The 16,417-nt window shown below is 60.0% G+C and carries 13 protein-coding genes; 12 read left to right on the top strand and 1 reads right to left on the bottom strand.

The annotated features are described in order from the left end of the window. The first annotated feature begins 289 nt into the window (after nt 1–289). The 11 genes from VCB98_RS03160 (at nt 290) to VCB98_RS03110 (ending at nt 14,510) form a co-directional block, all read left to right on the top strand. Nucleotides 290–3,730 carry a methylmalonyl-CoA mutase family protein gene (locus VCB98_RS03160; protein WP_346050403.1) on the top strand — a complete coding sequence of 1,147 codons (3,441 nt, stop codon included), beginning with the start codon at nt 290–292 and terminating at the stop codon, nt 3,728–3,730. 419 nt (nt 3,731–4,149) lie between these two features. Then, nucleotides 4,150–7,056, top strand: coding sequence for a TonB-dependent receptor plug domain-containing protein (locus tag VCB98_RS03155; RefSeq protein WP_346050401.1), 2,907 nt, complete (start codon nt 4,150–4,152; stop codon nt 7,054–7,056). 138 nt (nt 7,057–7,194) lie between these two features. Continuing rightward, nucleotides 7,195–7,878: a putative 2OG-Fe(II) oxygenase gene (locus tag VCB98_RS03150; RefSeq protein ID WP_346050399.1), complete on the top strand. Its 684-nt coding sequence runs from the start codon at nt 7,195–7,197 to the stop codon at nt 7,876–7,878. Then, nucleotides 7,875–8,837: a prolyl hydroxylase family protein gene (locus VCB98_RS03145; protein ID WP_346050398.1), complete on the top strand. Its 963-nt coding sequence runs from the start codon at nt 7,875–7,877 to the stop codon at nt 8,835–8,837. Before VCB98_RS03150 ends, VCB98_RS03145 begins: the two co-directional genes overlap by 4 nt. Nucleotides 8,838–9,098: 261 nt before the next feature. Beyond that, a complete protein-coding gene (locus tag VCB98_RS03140; RefSeq protein WP_346050397.1) occupies nt 9,099–9,884 on the top strand; it encodes a DUF3450 domain-containing protein in 786 nt (261 codons plus the stop codon). Continuing rightward, a complete protein-coding gene (locus VCB98_RS03135; RefSeq protein ID WP_346050395.1) occupies nt 9,881–11,236 on the top strand; it encodes a MotA/TolQ/ExbB proton channel family protein in 1,356 nt (451 codons plus the stop codon). Before VCB98_RS03140 ends, VCB98_RS03135 begins: the two co-directional genes overlap by 4 nt. Next, a complete protein-coding gene (locus VCB98_RS03130) occupies nt 11,233–11,757 on the top strand; it encodes a MotA/TolQ/ExbB proton channel family protein (protein ID WP_346050393.1) in 525 nt (174 codons plus the stop codon). Before VCB98_RS03135 ends, VCB98_RS03130 begins: the two co-directional genes overlap by 4 nt. 13 nt (nt 11,758–11,770) lie before the next feature. Further along, on the top strand, nt 11,771–12,169 hold the full coding sequence (locus tag VCB98_RS03125) for an ExbD/TolR family protein (RefSeq protein WP_346050391.1): 399 nt from the start codon (nt 11,771–11,773) through the stop codon (nt 12,167–12,169). A gap of 45 nt (nt 12,170–12,214) precedes the next feature. Then, nucleotides 12,215–12,634 (top strand): ExbD/TolR family protein, encoded by a 420-nt coding sequence (locus VCB98_RS03120; RefSeq protein WP_346050389.1) that lies wholly within the window; start codon nt 12,215–12,217, stop codon nt 12,632–12,634. Then, nucleotides 12,634–13,263: an energy transducer TonB gene (locus VCB98_RS03115; protein ID WP_346050387.1), complete on the top strand. Its 630-nt coding sequence runs from the start codon at nt 12,634–12,636 to the stop codon at nt 13,261–13,263. Before VCB98_RS03120 ends, VCB98_RS03115 begins: the two co-directional genes overlap by 1 nt. Next, nucleotides 13,263–14,510 carry a tetratricopeptide repeat protein gene (locus VCB98_RS03110; protein WP_346050545.1) on the top strand — a complete coding sequence of 416 codons (1,248 nt, stop codon included), beginning with the start codon at nt 13,263–13,265 and terminating at the stop codon, nt 14,508–14,510. The genes VCB98_RS03115 and VCB98_RS03110 overlap by 1 nt, the downstream gene beginning before the upstream one ends. Before the next feature lie 166 nt (nt 14,511–14,676). Here VCB98_RS03110 and VCB98_RS03105 read toward each other — a convergent pair whose 3' ends face one another. Then, a complete protein-coding gene (locus VCB98_RS03105) occupies nt 14,677–15,381 on the bottom strand; it encodes a lysophospholipid acyltransferase family protein (protein WP_346050385.1) in 705 nt (234 codons plus the stop codon). 117 nt (nt 15,382–15,498) lie between these two features. Here VCB98_RS03105 and xerD point away from each other — a divergent pair, with 117 nt between their 5' ends. Then, on the top strand, nt 15,499–16,416 hold the full coding sequence (gene xerD, locus VCB98_RS03100) for a site-specific tyrosine recombinase XerD (RefSeq protein WP_346050383.1): 918 nt from the start codon (nt 15,499–15,501) through the stop codon (nt 16,414–16,416). Nucleotide 16,417 lies beyond the last annotated feature (1 nt).

Genomic DNA, 16,417 nt, shown 5'->3' with positions numbered 1-16,417 from the left:
AGAAAGGATGCCGCGCAACCCTGTTGTCGGGCAGCGGAGGGCCAGTTGAACGCGACTCGATATCGCGTATTCAGCGTGTGACCAGCGTGCCAAATTTGCCGGCCGTCGGTTTTCGGGAGCGCGAATTATAGCAGGCTCGTCGTTTTTGGGGGTCAGCGTTTGAAATTCCGGTTTTGGCGGTATTCGCACCCGAGGCCCAACCCCCGGTATAATTGGCGCCCCTGTTAACACCGAATTCCCACGAAAAGCCCGATTTATCAGTGGCTTGGAGTTCCAACGGAGGTTCCCGATGGGTACTGCAGCATCCCGCATTCAGGGCAGAAGTACTGCGGAAGAGTCCATTCCGCTGCGTTTTGTTACTGCCGCTTCCCTGTTTGATGGCCACGACGCGGCCATCAACATGATTCGCCGCATTTTGCAGTCCAACGGAGCCGAGGTCATACATCTGGGCCACAACCGGGCGGTGGCGGATATTGTCCGGGCCGCGATCCAGGAAGATGCCGATGGCATTGCCGTGTCCTCCTATCAGGGCGGGCACATGGAATACTTCAAGTACATGGTGGACATGCTGCGCGAGAAGGGCTGTGAGCATATCCGCGTGGTGGTGGGCGGTGGCGGCACCATCGTGCCTCATGAGATCGCCGAGCTCGAGGAATACGGCGTCGAGAAGGTCTATACCCCCCATGACGGCATGTCCATGGGCCTGAAGGGCATGATCGAGGATGTCTTCGAGCGCGTCCGGGCCTGGCAGCGGCCGGAGTTCGAGCCGGGGCGGGGTGACAAGTCTGATCACATCAGTGTCGGCCGTACCCTGTCACTGATCGAGCAGGCCTCGGACGACGAAGATGTGCTCAAGGCGATGGCCAAGGATTGGCATGCCACCACCAATCGGCCGCCGGTGGTGGGGATTACCGGTACCGGCGGGGCGGGCAAGAGCTCGCTGACCGACGAGTTGCTCAATCGCTTCCGGCGCTTCTTCCCGGATGCGGACATTGCCGTGCTGGCGGTGGATCCCACTCGCCGGCGCACCGGCGGGGCCCTGCTGGGTGACCGGATTCGCATGAATTCGCTCATGGACGAACGGGTCTTCATGCGCTCCATGGCGACTCGCCGGGCCCATTTGGCCACCAGTGCCGCCATCCAGGAGTCCCTGCAGTTCCTCCGTTCCTGTGGTTTTGAGCTGATCATTCTGGAGACCGCCGGCATTGGTCAGAGCGATTCCGAAGTGGTTGATCTGGTGGATTATTCCCTCTATGTGATGACCAGCGAATTCGGTGCCGCCAGCCAGCTCGAGAAGATCGAGATGCTGGACTACGCGGACATGATCGCCATCAACAAGTTCGAGAAGCGCGGGTCCAAGGATGCCTTGCGGGATGTGCGAAAGCAGTGGAAGCGCAACCACCTGGCCTTCGATAAACCGGACGAGGACGTTCCGGTCTATCCCACCATCGCCAGCCAATTCAATGACCCGGGCATGAACCGTCTGTTCAAGGCCATGGTCAACGGCTTTACCGAGAAGCTGGAGTTGCCGGCCGAGCGTTGGCGGGTGGAGGCCGAGTTTCCGGAAGTGGACGTGGAGCGCCAGGCCCTGATCCCACCCTCCCGGGAGCGTTACCTGGCGGAAATCGCTAACACCGGGCGGAAAGCCCACCGCCGCTCGGAAACGGCTGCCGAGGCGGCTTCCAGGGCCCATGCCTGCTATGAGGCACTCAAGACCCTGGAAGATGAGCGCTTGCCCGAGCCCTTGGAGGCCTATCCCGGCGACGCCCTGACCGAGGGCGACGACAATAGCCTGCGGACCCTGCGCCAGCGCTACAACGCGGCGCTGGAGGATATTGGCGAGGAGGGGCGCAAGCTGCTCAAGGCTTGGCCGGAGCGCCGCGAGGCAGCGCGCTCCGAACAGTTCAACTACAAGGTCCGCGGCAAGGAGATCACCGGTGATAACTACACCGAGTCCCTGGCCGGTGTGCAGATTCCCAAGATTGGCGTGCCTCGTTACCGGGACTGGGGTGACATTCTGCACTGGCGGATGAACGAGAATCTGCCGGGTGAGTACCCCTTCACCGCCGGCGTGTTTCCCTATCGCCGCGAGGGCGAGGATCCCACGCGCATGTTCGCCGGCGAGGGCACCCCCGAGCGGACCAATCGTCGTTTCCATTACCTGGCCGGGGGGCAGCCGTTTACCCGCCTGTCCACTGCCTTCGATTCGGTGACCCTATACGGCGAGGACCCGGATGAGCGCCCCGATATCTACGGACGAATTGGCAACTCCGGGGTGTCCATCGCCACCGTGGACGACATGAAAAAGCTCTACTCGGGCTTTGATCTGCTGGCACCGACCACATCGGTCTCCATGACCATCAATGGCCCGGCGCCCATCATCCTGGCCATGTTCATGAATGCGGCCATTGACCAGCGGGTGGAGACCTACCTCAAGGAAGAAGGTCGCTGGGAGGAAGCGGAGAAGAAGATCAAGGCGTTGTTCCGCGATGGTGAGCGTCCCGGCTACGGCGGGGCGCTGCCCGACGGCCATGACAGCCATGGTCTGAACACCCTGGGGGTGCCCGGGGACCAGTTGGTTGAGCCGGAGGTCTACGAAAAGCTCAAGGCCGAGGCCATCCAGAGTGTGCGCGGTACCGTGCAGGCCGATATTCTCAAGGAAGACCAGGCACAGAACACCTGCATCTTCTCCACGGAATTTGCCCTCAAGATGATGGGCGACGTGCAGCAGTACTTCTCCAATAATAATGTGAGGAACTTCTACAGCGTCTCCATCAGCGGCTATCACATCGCCGAGGCCGGCGCGAACCCCATCACCCAGCTGGCCCTGACCCTGTCCAACGGCTTCACCATCGTGGAGTATTACCTGGCCCGGGGCATGGATATTGATGATTTCGCGCCCAATCTGAGCTTCTTCTTCTCCAATGGCATGGACCCGGAGTATGCCGTGATCGGCCGTGTGGCCCGTCGCATCTGGGCCCGGGCCATGCGGGATATCTACCAGGGCAGTGAACGCTCGCAGAAGCTGAAGTACCACATCCAGACCTCCGGGCGTTCCCTGCATGCCCAGGAGATTCAGTTCAATGATATCCGCACGACCCTGCAGGCGCTCTACGCGCTGTATGACAACTGCAACAGTCTGCACACCAACGCCTACGATGAGGCCATCACCACGCCCACAGAGGAATCAGTGCGTCGGGCCATGGCCATCCAGATGATCATTAACAAGGAGTTGGGGCTGAACAAGAATCAGAACCCCATCCAGGGCTCCTTTATCATCGAAGAGCTCACCGACCTGGTCGAGGAGGCGGTGTACCTGGAATTCGAGCGCATTGCCGAACGCGGCGGCGTGCTGGGTGCCATGGAGACCATGTACCAGCGAGGCAAGATTCAGGACGAGAGTCATTACTATGAGCAGAAAAAGCATGATGGCTCGCTGCCCATCGTCGGCGTCAATACCTTCCAGCCCCGGGAAGGTGCCGAGGAGGAGGACGAAATCGAGTTGATCCGCTCCACCGAGGAAGAGAAGCAGAGCCAATTGCGCAACATTCAATCCTTCTGGCGACACAATGAGCAGGAAGGGCAGGCGCGCCTCGCCCGTCTCAAGCAGGTGGCCTCCGAGAACGGCAATCTCTTTGCCGAGCTGATGGAGACGGTCAAGTATTGTTCTTTGGGGCAGATAACCCACGCGCTCTATGAGGTTGGCGGGCAGTATCGGCGGAGTATGTAGTCTCTGCCGCAAACGGCCTGCAGCTCTCGCCCCCGCCGGCGTTGTCCGGCGGGGGTTTTCTTTTGGTACCACAGTGGCCACTGCGCGTCGGCCACGCTACAACATATGTGCGTCGAGACTACGATTAAGCTCGTATGTTGGTTTTCAGCGACAGATTTGCCCGTCTCAGGGATTGAAACGCGAAAAAACCCGTAGTTATGGGGTTTGGGCGGCTCAAATCCGTTGAAAAAAATGCAACAAAGGCCTTTTATTCCCCGCTTGGTTTGCTATTATCCCATTCCTGAAGGAGCTTAGTTGTCTGTTTGCGACAGTCCGGCAGGGAGCCAGGGCAGAACAGGCAGCACAGGAGTGTGACTCGCACGGGCGACAAGCCCGGTTCAATTGGCAAGAAAACCTCGTTCGCTTAGGAGGGTTTTTCAATGCAAACCGAATCCATCAAGAATGCCGTGCGTCTGGCCCTCGGGGCCGGCATGGCAACCGCCATGGCCGCACCCGCCGCGGTCGCTCAAGGCGGTGACGAACAGGCCCGGGAGCTGGACCGCGTCCAGGTGACCGGTTCTCGTATTTCCCGCGCCGACATCGAAGGCGCCCAGCCGGTGCTGGAGATCTCCCGTGAAGACATCGACCGCAGTGGTCTGACTTCCATCGGTGATATCCTGCAGAACCTGCCGGTTGCCGGTTCCGCCCTGAACACCACTTTCAACAACGGCGGTAACGGTTCCACCTTCATCGACCTGCGTAACCTGGGCTCCAACCGGAACCTGGTGCTGGTCAATGGCCGCCGCTGGGCCACCACCCTGGGTGGTTCCGTGGACCTGAACCAGATTCCCTCCACCGTGATCGAGCGGGTGGAAATTCTGCGTGACGGCGCCTCCGCCGTTTACGGTTCCGACGCCATCTCCGGGGTGATCAACATCATCACCCGTTCGGACTTTGAGGGCGCCGAATACAGCCTCTACTACGGTCAGTGGGACGAGGGCGACGGCGAGACCCTGCAGGCTGACCTGAGCATTGGTACCACCAGTGATCGCGGCAGCGTGTACATGAACATCAGCTACACCGATCAGCAGGAGATCTGGGCTGGTGATCGCGAGATTGCCGCCGTGCCGCTGTTCGGCACCGGTATTACCCGTGGTTCCTCCGGTACGCCGCAGGGTCGCTTCATGTTCTACGATGCCAATGACGGTTTTGCTTTCAATGACCTTCATTTGGTGGAAGGCTCCGATGTGGTGCCGGACTTCCCGAATGATTTCGTGCCCTACACCGGTGCAGATCATGCCTACAACTTCGCGCCCGAGAACTACCTGCTGACGCCCAATGAGCGCCGGTCCATCTATGTCCAGGGTGACTACGAGCTGAGCGATAGCGTCCGCGTGACCTCCGAGGTGCTCTACAACAATCGGAAGTCCTCGCAGCTGCTGGCTCATATGCCGATCTTCTTCGGCGCCTTCGGCTTTGCCCAGTTTGCGGACACCGTGATTTCCGAAGACAACATCTACAACCCCTTCGGTCAGGACCTGGATCCCAACTCCAACCTGCTGTTCCTGGGTCGCCGCATGATTGAGTCCGGCAACCGGGTGTTCAGCCAGAACGTGGATACCCTCCGCGTGGGTATCGGCCTGGAAGGTGACTTCAATGTCGGTAACCGTTTCTGGCAGTGGGACGCCAACTTCGTCTATGCCGACGTGCGCAATGACGAAATCACCGAAGGTCTGCTGAACGTCAACAACATCATCGAGGGCCTCGGTCCGTCCTTCATCGACGGTGACAATCCGCAGTGTGGTACCCCCGCCAATCCTGGTCCGGCCGACTGTGTGCCCCTGAACTTCTTCGGTGGTCAGGGTCCGGACGGCGCCGGCTCCATGACCCAGGAGATGGTGGACTTCATGTCCTTCACCGCCCAGGACGCCAGCCGCAATACCCTGCGCAACTTCACCGCCAACCTGGTGGGTGATATCGGTGATTTGCCGGCCGGTCCGGTTGGCTTCGCCGCCGGTGTGGAGTATCAGGAGCATGCCGGTTTCGACCTGCCTGATGCCTTTATCGCCGCCGGTCTGTCCACCGGCAACATCCGTCAGCCCACCGCGGGTGAATTCGATGTGACGGAAGGGTATGTGGAATTTGCCCTGCCGCTGCTGGCTGATGTGACCGGCGTCCGCTCCCTGGATGTGGACGTGGCCATGCGTCACTCCGACTACAGCGGCGACATTGGCGATGCCACCACCGGCAAGCTGGGTATCCGCTACCGCCCGGTGGACGATGTGGTGATTCGGGCGACCTACTCCGAAGGTTTCCGTGCGCCATCCATCAGTGAGCTGTTCCTGGGCGCCAGCGACTCCTTCTCTGACCTCTCCGACCCCTGTAACGGTGTCGAGGATGGCGTGAGTGATCCGGATCTGGTGGCACGTTGTGCCGCTGACGGTGTGCCCACCGACGGTAGCTTCCAGCAGCCCAACACCCAGATCCGCCAGACCATTGGTGGTGCTGTTCCGGCAGGCGGTGAGCTCGATCCGGAAGAGGCCGAGTCCTGGACGCTGGGTGTGGTCTATAGCCCGAGCCAGATCGAGAACCTGGATATTACCCTGGACTGGTACCAGATCGAGTTGACCGACTCCATCACTACCATTGGTGCCCAGAACATCCTCGATGGCTGTTATGACGGTGGTCTGGGCGATCTCTGTGATCTGGTTGACCGCTCTGGCGGTGCCGTCAGTGATATCCGTAACTCCTTCACCAACATCAACGGCCTGGAAGTCGAAGGTGTGGACCTGAGCGTCAACTACCGCTTCCCCGAGTACAGCTGGGGCCAGGTTGGCCTGATGTGGGATGCCGCCTATGTGCGTCGTCGTGACAGCCTCATCGTGGACGCCGAAAGCGGTGAGGAGCTGCGGATCGAGAATGCACGCCGCAACCTGGGCGATCTGGCCATTCCGCGCTGGAAGTCCAACCTCACTGGCATGTGGAGCAGTGGTCCCTGGAATGCTTCCGTGACCCTGCGTTACGTGGGTGACTGGGGTGAGAACTGCAGCGATGGTCTCCCGCCCTCGCTGGCGGTGATGGGTGTCTGTTCGGATCCGGTGCTGCTGGACGATGGCAGTATTGACCCGGACGGTAACCACCAGCATCGCGTGGGTGGTCACACCTTCACCGACGTTCAGGGCAGCTATCGCTTCCGTGAGATCGACGGTCAGTTGACCTTCGGTGTGCGGAACGCCCTGGACAAGGAGCCGACCGTGTCCGCGGCCAGTTTCGCGAACAGCTTCGACAGCACTGTTCACGACATTCCTGGCCGGTTCTTCTATGCCCGCTGGCAGCAGAGCTTCTAAAGCCGCCAGACGGCATGGTTGAATGCCGATCCGCCGCGGGCCCTTTCGAGGGCCCGCGGTTTTTTGTATCCATGAGAGACTTTCGAGAGTCCCTTTAAGCTCTTGAAATCAATCAGGCAGACAGGTGATTATTGCTCCATGAGCCAGCAAGACCCTTTCAAGCCGGAGATTCGGGCCGCCTTCGCCTCCCCATTGGTGCGTTATCGCGGTCTCATGAGCGACCAGGAGCGGGAGACCCTCCGGGAGATGTTTATTCGCGAGGCCAGTGACCCTGCTCGAGGGAATGCCGTGCTACCGGGAACGGTGACCCGCGAGGTCTTTGAAAGCGAATGGGATCTGTTCGAGCGTGATGAGCCGCTCTTGCAGCGACTGCGGGAGTACTGCCTTGGCGGCACGCTCCGTGCCATTCGGGATATCAATCGCTACAGCCAGGAACAGATGGCCCAGGTTCGGCTCAGGGCGCAGGCCTGGTTTCATGTGACCCGCGGTGCCGGATTCGCGGCCCCGCACAATCACCCCATGGCATCCTGGTCCGGGGTGTTCTGTGTCGATCCGGGAGATAGGGATTCGGAGTTTCAGCACAACGGTGTGCTGCGTTTCTTTGATCCCCGCACGGGTTCCAATATGTATATGGATGCGGGCAATGCACAGCCTCAGGGGGTATTCGCGGTGGGCAGTCAGAATTTTGTCCTCGAAAGCGGGGATCTGATTCTGTTTCCTTCCTACCTGCTCCATGAAGCAGCCCCGTATTTTGGTGAGCGAGAGCGGATTACCGTGGCCTTCAATGTTCAGACCCAGGGGCTGGTGGATTTCCACCTATGACGCCCCGGGCACTTGAACTGTTGCTGGACATCCTCGCCAAACGCAGTGAGGGTGCACCGCTTTCCAATCCTCGGATCGAGGCCTTCGCCGAGAGTGAAGCGGATTTCGCAGAATTGTGGCTGTGTCATGCCATTGGCAGCGATGCGACGCCGGATGAAATAGCCCGGATTCTTGCCATCCTGGTGGATGCGCACCAAGGCGGGCCCCGCTATCAGCAGATACTGGGGTGCCTGAGCGAGCTTTGGACGGTGGTTCTGACCGGCTCCTCAGCTGATCAGGATTCCCATGCAACGCCCAGACAGGCTGCCGAGCACGTAGTGGCCGGGATTCGAGCCCTGGGCTCACCCGAGCCCCTCGATTTCAATCAGCCAGTGCGTCAATCCGACTTGAATCTGCCCCAATCGCTGCTTGCGGGGCTGATCGACTATGCCCGTCCGGGGTTGAAGCCCGCGACGGTTAACCGCCAGGCGCTCCACAAGCTCGTCAGGGACAGCAGCGACGCCTTTTTACCTGTTCCCACAAGAGACCCCTTGGTGGCCTCGTTGGAGCGCCTTATGGCTCATCAGGCGGGCGTTTCCCTTGCCCAGGCGGAGCCCATGGTGGTGTTGCGCTATCAGCCAGGGCAGCAATACCGCTGGCATCGGGATTATCGCCCACCCGATCCGCCCGGCAAGCCAGGCGAGATTGCCCGTTTCGGACAGCGGGTTCATACGGCAATCCTTTATCTGAATGACGACTACACCGGGGGCGAAACCGAGTTTCGGGACTGGCAGGTCAGCATCAATCCCCGGTCGGGGCAGGTGCTTTCATTTCCCAGTGTCGATGCTGGCGGTGAAATTGACCCGGCCAGCATTCATCGGGGAGCGCCTGTGTCCGAAGGTGAAAAATGGATTGCAACCCTATGGTTTCGGGGGCGTGATTTGTGGCATCGTAAAGGTCTGCTGATCAGCAATGGTTGACTGCTCGGCTCGGACATATTGACCCGATTCCCTTGGTGGATTGCGGGCGAAATGGCCCAAAAAAAATCCTGTGTTGTTGTTTTGCTACATCAAAAATGTTTAAAACGGCTTTTAAAACAAGATGTTAAGCATGGGTGAATTATGGGTTTCATGATCCAGTGCACTTTGGTACTTTAGTTTGGTTTCCATATACGCCAGATTCGTTGATTCGATCTGGCGTTGGTTCAATCTCGTTCGCCTTCTAATCGCAAGGTAGTAGATATGCCTAAAACACATCGTTTACTGGTAGCAGCGGTCAGTGCCGGCACGCTTCTTCTCGGCGCTTCCGGGGTTGCCACTTCGCAACCCGAGGCACTGCAGACCTCTCTGCAGGTGGAACGCCAGATCAGTCAGGCCGCACGGGCCTCCCAGGAGCGGGTCGACAACCTCGCTCAGGAAACCCGTGAAATGCTGTCCGAGTATCTGGACGTTCGGCAGCAGACCGACCGGCTTTCCATCTATAACGACCAGGTGGAGCGCCTGATCCGGTCTCAGGAAGAAGAAAAGCGCTCTCTCGAAGAGCAGCTGGAAGAAGTGGAAGTGGTCGAGCAGGAGATCTATCCGCTGATGATTCGGATGATCGAGAGCCTCGAGCGCTTCGTGGAGCTGGATGTGCCCTTCCTGCCGGAAGAGCGCGCGGAACGCATCGAGCGTCTCTGGTCTACCCTGGACCGCTCTGATGTGACCATCTCCGAGAAGTATCGGAATGTGATGGAGGCCTACCAGACCGAGGCCGAGTATGGTCGGAACATGGAGGCCTATCGCGGCAATCTGGAAATGAATGGCCAGGAACGGAATGTGGATTTCCTGCGGGTTGGTCGTCTCATGCTGGCCTACCAGACGCTGGATCGGGAAGAGACCGGTTTCTGGAACCCGGTTACCCGCGATTGGGAGCGACTGCCTGACCGTTATCGGAGTCCGATCAATGAGGGCATCCGCATCGCCCGTCAGCAGGCCGCTGTCGATATCCTGCAACTTCCTGTCCCGGCTCCGGAGCGTGTGCAATGAATTTCATCAAGCGAACTCTGATTCTATTCGGCCTGGTGGCGTTTGCAGCCCCCGCAATGGCCCAGGACCAGCAGGCGACCACGCTGGATGAGCTCCTGCAGCAGGTCCGGGAAGCCCGGACAGAGGCTGCCGAGCGGCACCAGGAGCGTGAGCGTCGTTTCATCGAGGCCCGCGACGAGCAGCAACAGATGCTGGACGATGCACGCCGTGCCCACGAGCGCGAGGAGCAACGTCGTGATCGCCTTTCCAGGTCCTTCGAAGAAAATGAAGAAGCCCTGACCGAGCTGAACGATCGCCTGCAGGTGCGCATGGGTGCATTGGGTGAGTTGTTCGGTGTGGTTCGTCAGGTATCGGGTGATGCCCAGGGCATCGTGCGTAACTCCATCGTTTCCGCCCAGATGCCGGGTCGTGGCGATATGGTTGCCCGTCTTGCCGAAACCCGCGCACTGCCCTCCATCGATCAGCTGGAGAATCTCTGGTTCCTGTTCCAGGAAGAGATGACCGAGTCCGGCAAGGTCGTGCGTTACCCCACTACCATTGTCCGTGCTGACGGTACGCGTGAAGACGTGGACGTGGTTCGAGTCGGTGTGTTCAACACCATTTACCAGGACAAGTTCCTTCGCTACCTGCCCGAAACCGGGCAGCTGGTTGAACTGGGTCGCCAGCCTGCCGGTCGCTATCAGAGCATGGCGGGCAGCCTGTACAGTGCCGAGCAAGGCTCCATCACCGGCATGGCAGTGGACCCCTCCCGGGGCAGTCTGCTGGCTCTGTTGATTCAGACGCCGTCCCTGGGTGAGCGCATCCAGCAGGGTGGTCCTCCGGGCTATGTCATTATTGCCTTGGGTATCATCGGCCTGTTGCTGGTTCTCGAGCGGCTCATCTTCCTGACCATGGCCGGCCAGCGGATCAAGGCCCAGGTCGGTTCCGGCAAGCCCAACCCCAACAACGCCTTGGGTCGCGTCATGGGTGCTTACGCCGAGAACAAGGACGATGACGTCGAGACTCTGGAGCTGAAGATCGACGAGGCCATCCTCAAGGAGACCCCGGCACTTGAAGCCAGACTCGGCGCGATCAAGATCATTTCCGCCGTGGCGCCACTGCTGGGTCTGCTGGGTACCGTGGTCGGTATGATCCGCACCTTCCAGATGATTACCCTGTTCGGTGCCGGTGACCCGCAGCTCATGGCTGACGGTATCTCCCAGGCCCTGATGACCACCGCCATGGGTCTGACCGTTGCCATTCCGCTGGTGCTCCTGCACGCCGTCGTGGCTGCACAGAGCAAGAAGCTCATCCAGATTCTGGAAGAGCAGAGCACCGGGATCATTGCTAGCCATGCGGAAAAACAGAAATGATCTGGATTGCTGAATCATACGCGGCACTCCGCGACTTTTTTGAGGCGGGCGGGGATGTGCTCTGGGCCATCCTGGCAGTCACCATCCTGCTCTGGACATTCATCCTGGAGCGGCTCTGGTACTTCCGGATGGTCCAGCCCGCCAAGACTCAGAAGGCGCTGGAGACCTGGAACAACATGTCGGACCACGACAGTTGGCAGGCGCGACAGATTCGCGAAAGACTTCTGTCGGAAATCCGCGTGGATGCCGGTCAGTTCATCTTTTACATCAAGACCATGGTTGCCGTGCTGCCCCTTTTGGGGCTGCTCGGCACCGTGACCGGTATGATCCAGGTCTTCGATGTCATGACGGTCCTGGGAACCGGGAACCCGCGCGCCATGGCGGGTGGTGTCTCCGCGGCAACCATTCCCACAATGTCCGGCATGGTGGCAGCACTGTCCGGCCTCTACTTCGGCGCCAGTCTCGACAAGCGTGCCAAGGTAGAGGTTGAGCGGGCTGCGGACCTGCTCCGGTATCACTGAGGGGTAAACAACCATGCGGCGAAAGCATCGTAGACAGGAGGAAAGCGCCGAGGTCAACGTGACCCCACTCCTGGATATTGTCTTCATCATGCTGATCTTCTTCATCGTGACCGCTTCATTCGCGAGAGAGTTTGGTATTGATGTGGACCGCCCGTCCGACGAGCCCGCCGAGGTTCAGCAGGAAGTGGATGTGGTCTTTATCGAGATCACGCAAGCGGGCCAGATTCAGGTGGATAACCGGACCGTGGACATCCGGGCGGTTGAGGCCAACGTGCAAAACCTGCTGTCGGCCAACCCGGACGCACCAGTGGTCGTGTCCGCACACCCGGATGCCGAGTCCGGGCTCCTGGTTCGCGTTATTGACCAGGCCCGGCGCGCTGGTGCCGACAATGTTTCCATCGCCACTAACTGACGGGGCTGATGCCCCGTCAGGGCGACTCTGACAGACGGTAGAGACATGGCCAGAAGACAGGTACAAGCTCAGGCTGAGGAAGACGACGAGATCAACATGACGCCGATGCTGGACATCGTGTTCATCATGCTGATCTTTTTCATCGTGACCAGCTCCTTTATCCGGGAGACGGGGATTGATCCCCTGCGCCCCGAAGCTCAGACGGCAACCGAGCAGGCACGAGGCAATATCCTGATCGGCGTCTCCCCCACAGGTGAGATCTGGATGAACCAGGAGAATATCGAACTGGGCCAGGTCCGACCGATGGTGGAAGACATGCTCTCACAGAACCCGGAGAGCACTGTTGTTGTCGTATCTGATGAGACGGCTACAACCGGCCGTGTGATTGAGGTGATGGATGAAGTCCGCCGTGCCGGTGTGACGGATATTGCCATCGCCACCGAGGGCCGGGGAGGACAGTTGTAATGCGGTATTTGATGGCACTGGTAGGTGGTGTGGTCGTGGCGGTGCTCTTGTTCGTATTCATGCAGCGCATGATCATGACCGACGAGGACGGCGCCCCGAGTCTGGATGACGGCGAACGGATTGATTTCATCCGCGTCGAGCGGGACGAGCAGGTTCGAGAGCGTCAGAGACAGCGGCCGGAAGAACCTGATGAGCCGGAGCCGCCGCCGCCGCCGCCGGAAATGGAGATTCAGCAGGATCAGCCACCGGATGCTCCCCAGATGGACTTCGATATGCCCCAGCTCGATATCCCCACGGGGATGGAAGGCGGTGCCTTCGTTGGTGGGCGCAGCGGTGGTGAGGGTTCAGGTGATGGGGATGTGGTCCCGATCGTCAGAATCGAGCCCCAATGGCCCCGAGAGGCCCTGATGCAGGGCATTGAGGGTTGGGTCCGGGTTGAGTTCACCATTCGCGAGGACGGCTCCGTCGCCAATCCGCGTGTGCTTGAATCGGAACCCCGCCGACTGTTCGATCGGGCAGCCCTGCGGGCCATTACCCGCTGGCGCTTCCGGCCACGTATCGTCGATGGTCGTCCTGTGGAGCGTCAGGCTACCCAGACCATTGAGTTCAACCTGGAGGATGCCCAGTGATGATACGGTCTGCGCAATTTCTGATCTGGGGCGTGTCCCTGGCTCTCGCCCTCACACTCTGGAGTCTTCCTGCGGTGTCTCAGGATGGTCCCGGATTGATGTCCCAGACGACCCATAACCGTCTGGAGCGGATCTGGGAGGCCATTGAGGAAGAGGAATATGACGAGGCCCGGGAACAGATCACCCGTTTGATGGATCGGGTCCGCAATGATCACGAGAGGGCCCACACCCTGCGTGCCTCCGGTTTCCTCCACTCGACTCTGGAGGAATTTGATCAGGCGCTGGAGGATTTCGAGCGTGTGATTGAGCTGGATGCCCTGGGTTCGGAGGCAACGGTGGATCTGTTGCTGAATGTCGCCCAGCTCCACGCCATGGAAGAGAACTTCGAACGGTCGATCGAGTACATCGATCGCTACCTTGCCTATGGCGAAGAGAATATCGAGGATTTCAGGCCCCGCCCTCGGGTGTACCAACTGGCGGCCCAGTCCCATCTCCAGCTCAATCAGTTTCGTGAGGCCTTGCCGTATATTGATACGGCCATCGAGCTCTCTGAACAGCCGAATGAATCCTTCTATCGGGTGAAGTTTACGATTCACGCTGAATTGGAGGAATTCCAGGAAGCGGCTGATACGCTTCAGGACATGCTTGAGCATTGGCCGGACAACATGCGTTACTGGTATCAGCTGTTCGGCATGTTCATGGAGCTGGGCAATGAGGAAGGTGCGCTTGGTGCGCTCGCCGTCCCTTATCGTAAGGGCCTGTTCGACGATACCGACCACTACGTCAATCTCTATCGGCTCTACATGTTCGAGAATGCGCCCTTCGAAGGCGCACAGGTCCTGGCTGCGGGAATGGACGCTGGCGAGGTGCCTCGAAACGAGCGCTATCTCGGCCAGTTGGCAAACGCCTACGTTCGTGCTGAAGAGACCGACAGGGCCATATCCGTGTTGGAAGAGCTGGCCGAAGTGGAGGGCAGCGGTGAGCCCTGGTTCCGTATCGCTCAGCTTGAGCAGCAGCGAGGAAGGTGGGAGCAGCTGGAATCTGCCGCCACAAGAGCTTATGAGCTCGGCGGGCTGGACCGTCCCGGCATGGCCCTCGTGTTGATGGGCCGAGCCGCTGCCGAGCAGCAGCAATGGGATCGCGCCCACACGGCCTTCAGCCGCGCCATGGAGTATGAAGACGCCGAACGCCAGGCTCGACAATGGATTTCCTTTGTGGAGGAAGAGCGGCAGCTCCGCGAGCAGTAAGTCGCTCTGCTGGTTTGCAGGTGGTCAAGCCCCGGTGAGGCATCGCCGGGGCTTTTTTGTGGCTGCTGATTACCTCTGCTGGTGACTGTTGAACTCACCGCGACCGAGGAAGGACGGGCCGCAAGCCAGGCTCAAGAAGCCCTGGTCTGGGATCTTGTTGACGCCCTCAGGATTGATCCCGCTCCCGACACGGCTCAGGAAGTTCCGAAAGGATTCGACGACGAGCTTCCTGCTGGAGCCGCAGCCTTTCCGTTCGGCTTTTTCCCCGCGGGGGCACATCTGGATGAATGATGACCTCGATCCGGCCGGGCGCAGGTAGCCATATCCGTGCCGGTAGTGCCTGACGGCTGCCGCGAATGGTCACCGGCACAACGGTCATCCCGGTCCGGACAGCGGTGACGAAGGCACCCGCACGAAAGGGCAGCAAGCCGGGTTCTTGCGTGAAGGTCCCTTCCGGAAACATGCCAATGGCATCCCCCCGGGCTGCACGCTGCAATATGGTGCGGCTGTCACCGCGTCCACGCAGGCTGCCGGAGCGGTCGACGAACAGGGAACCCAGTCGACGCAGCAGCAACCCCACGAGCGGTACCGAGGCCATTTCCCGCTTGATTACGAAACTGAAGCGGGGCGGGAGCAGGGCGGTGAGGATAATCCCGTCCAGATAGGAGGCGTGGTTCGCGACCACGATGCAACTGTCCTCGGGCATCCGGTCCAGTCCCTCCAGCTCCAGTCTGAGCCCCATTATCCGCAGCAATACGCGACTGGCGAAGCTCGCCAATTGGCGCCGTCTTTGCCTGCCGGGTGCGAGGACGATGACCGGCGTGCTCAGCAGTGCCCAGCCCATGCCGAGAGGAAGACTGATGATGGCCAACAGGCGCCAGGGACTGCGTGGAGACGACTTTCGGTACGGTGGGCGAGCAGTAGGGTTTGATTTTGACATAATATCCAGTTAGTTTATCCCCCAACACCCACGATCAAGGCGAAAGGCATGGATCAAGAGACAGGCCCGACCAAGTCTGCCACCGATGCGCCTATCGAGCGTTTCCTGGATGCCATGTGGATGGAGCGCGGCTTGTCGGAGAACACTCTTTCGGCGTACCGGGCCGACCTCCAGAACTTGCGCCAGTGGGTTGAGGCTCAGCAACTCGACCTCGTGGCTCTGGAGCGAGAGGATATTCTGGAGTTTTTGGCCTGGCGAGTCCAGAAGGGCGCCCGGCCGCGATCCACGGCCAGGCAGCTCTCCAGCATTCGCCGTTTTTTCCGTTTTCTTGTCAGAGAGGGGCAGCGCAGTGACGACCCCTCGGCGGAAATTGACATGCCACGTCTGGGGCGCCCGCTGCCCCGTTCCCTCGGAGAAGAAGAAGTCGAGGCCCTGCTGGCCGCGCCGGAAACGGACAAGCCCCTGGGCCTTCGAGATCGGGCCATGCTAGAACTGCTCTACGCGACTGGTTTGCGGGTCTCCGAGCTGGTGGGGCTGCGCCTGGACCAGGTCAACCTCCAGCAGGGCGTCATTCGAATCAGGGGCAAGGGCGACCGGGAACGCCTGGTTCCCATTGGTGAGGAGGCCCAGGGGTGGTTGCACCGCTATGTCAGTGAAGCACGTCAACAGATCCTGGGGGGGCGCGAGAGCCCCTGCCTGTTTCCGACCCGCCGCAGCCAGAGCATGACGCGTCAGGCATTCTGGCACATCATCAAGCGCTACTCGCAGCGGGCCGGCATATCCAGCGGCCTCTCACCTCATACCCTGCGCCATGCCTTTGCAACCCATCTACTGAACCACGGGGCAGATTTGCGAGTAGTGCAGATGCTGCTGGGGCACAGTGATGTCTCCACGACGCAAATCTATACCCATGTGGCTCGAGAGCGGCTCAAGAGCCTGCACCAGTCCCATCACCCCAGGGGATAGG

This window comes from Natronospira elongata (assembly GCF_034931365.1).
GTDB classification, from domain to species: Bacteria; Pseudomonadota; Gammaproteobacteria; order Natronospirales; family Natronospiraceae; genus Natronospira; species Natronospira elongata.
This window is presented reverse-complemented; position numbering and strand designations above follow the sequence as displayed.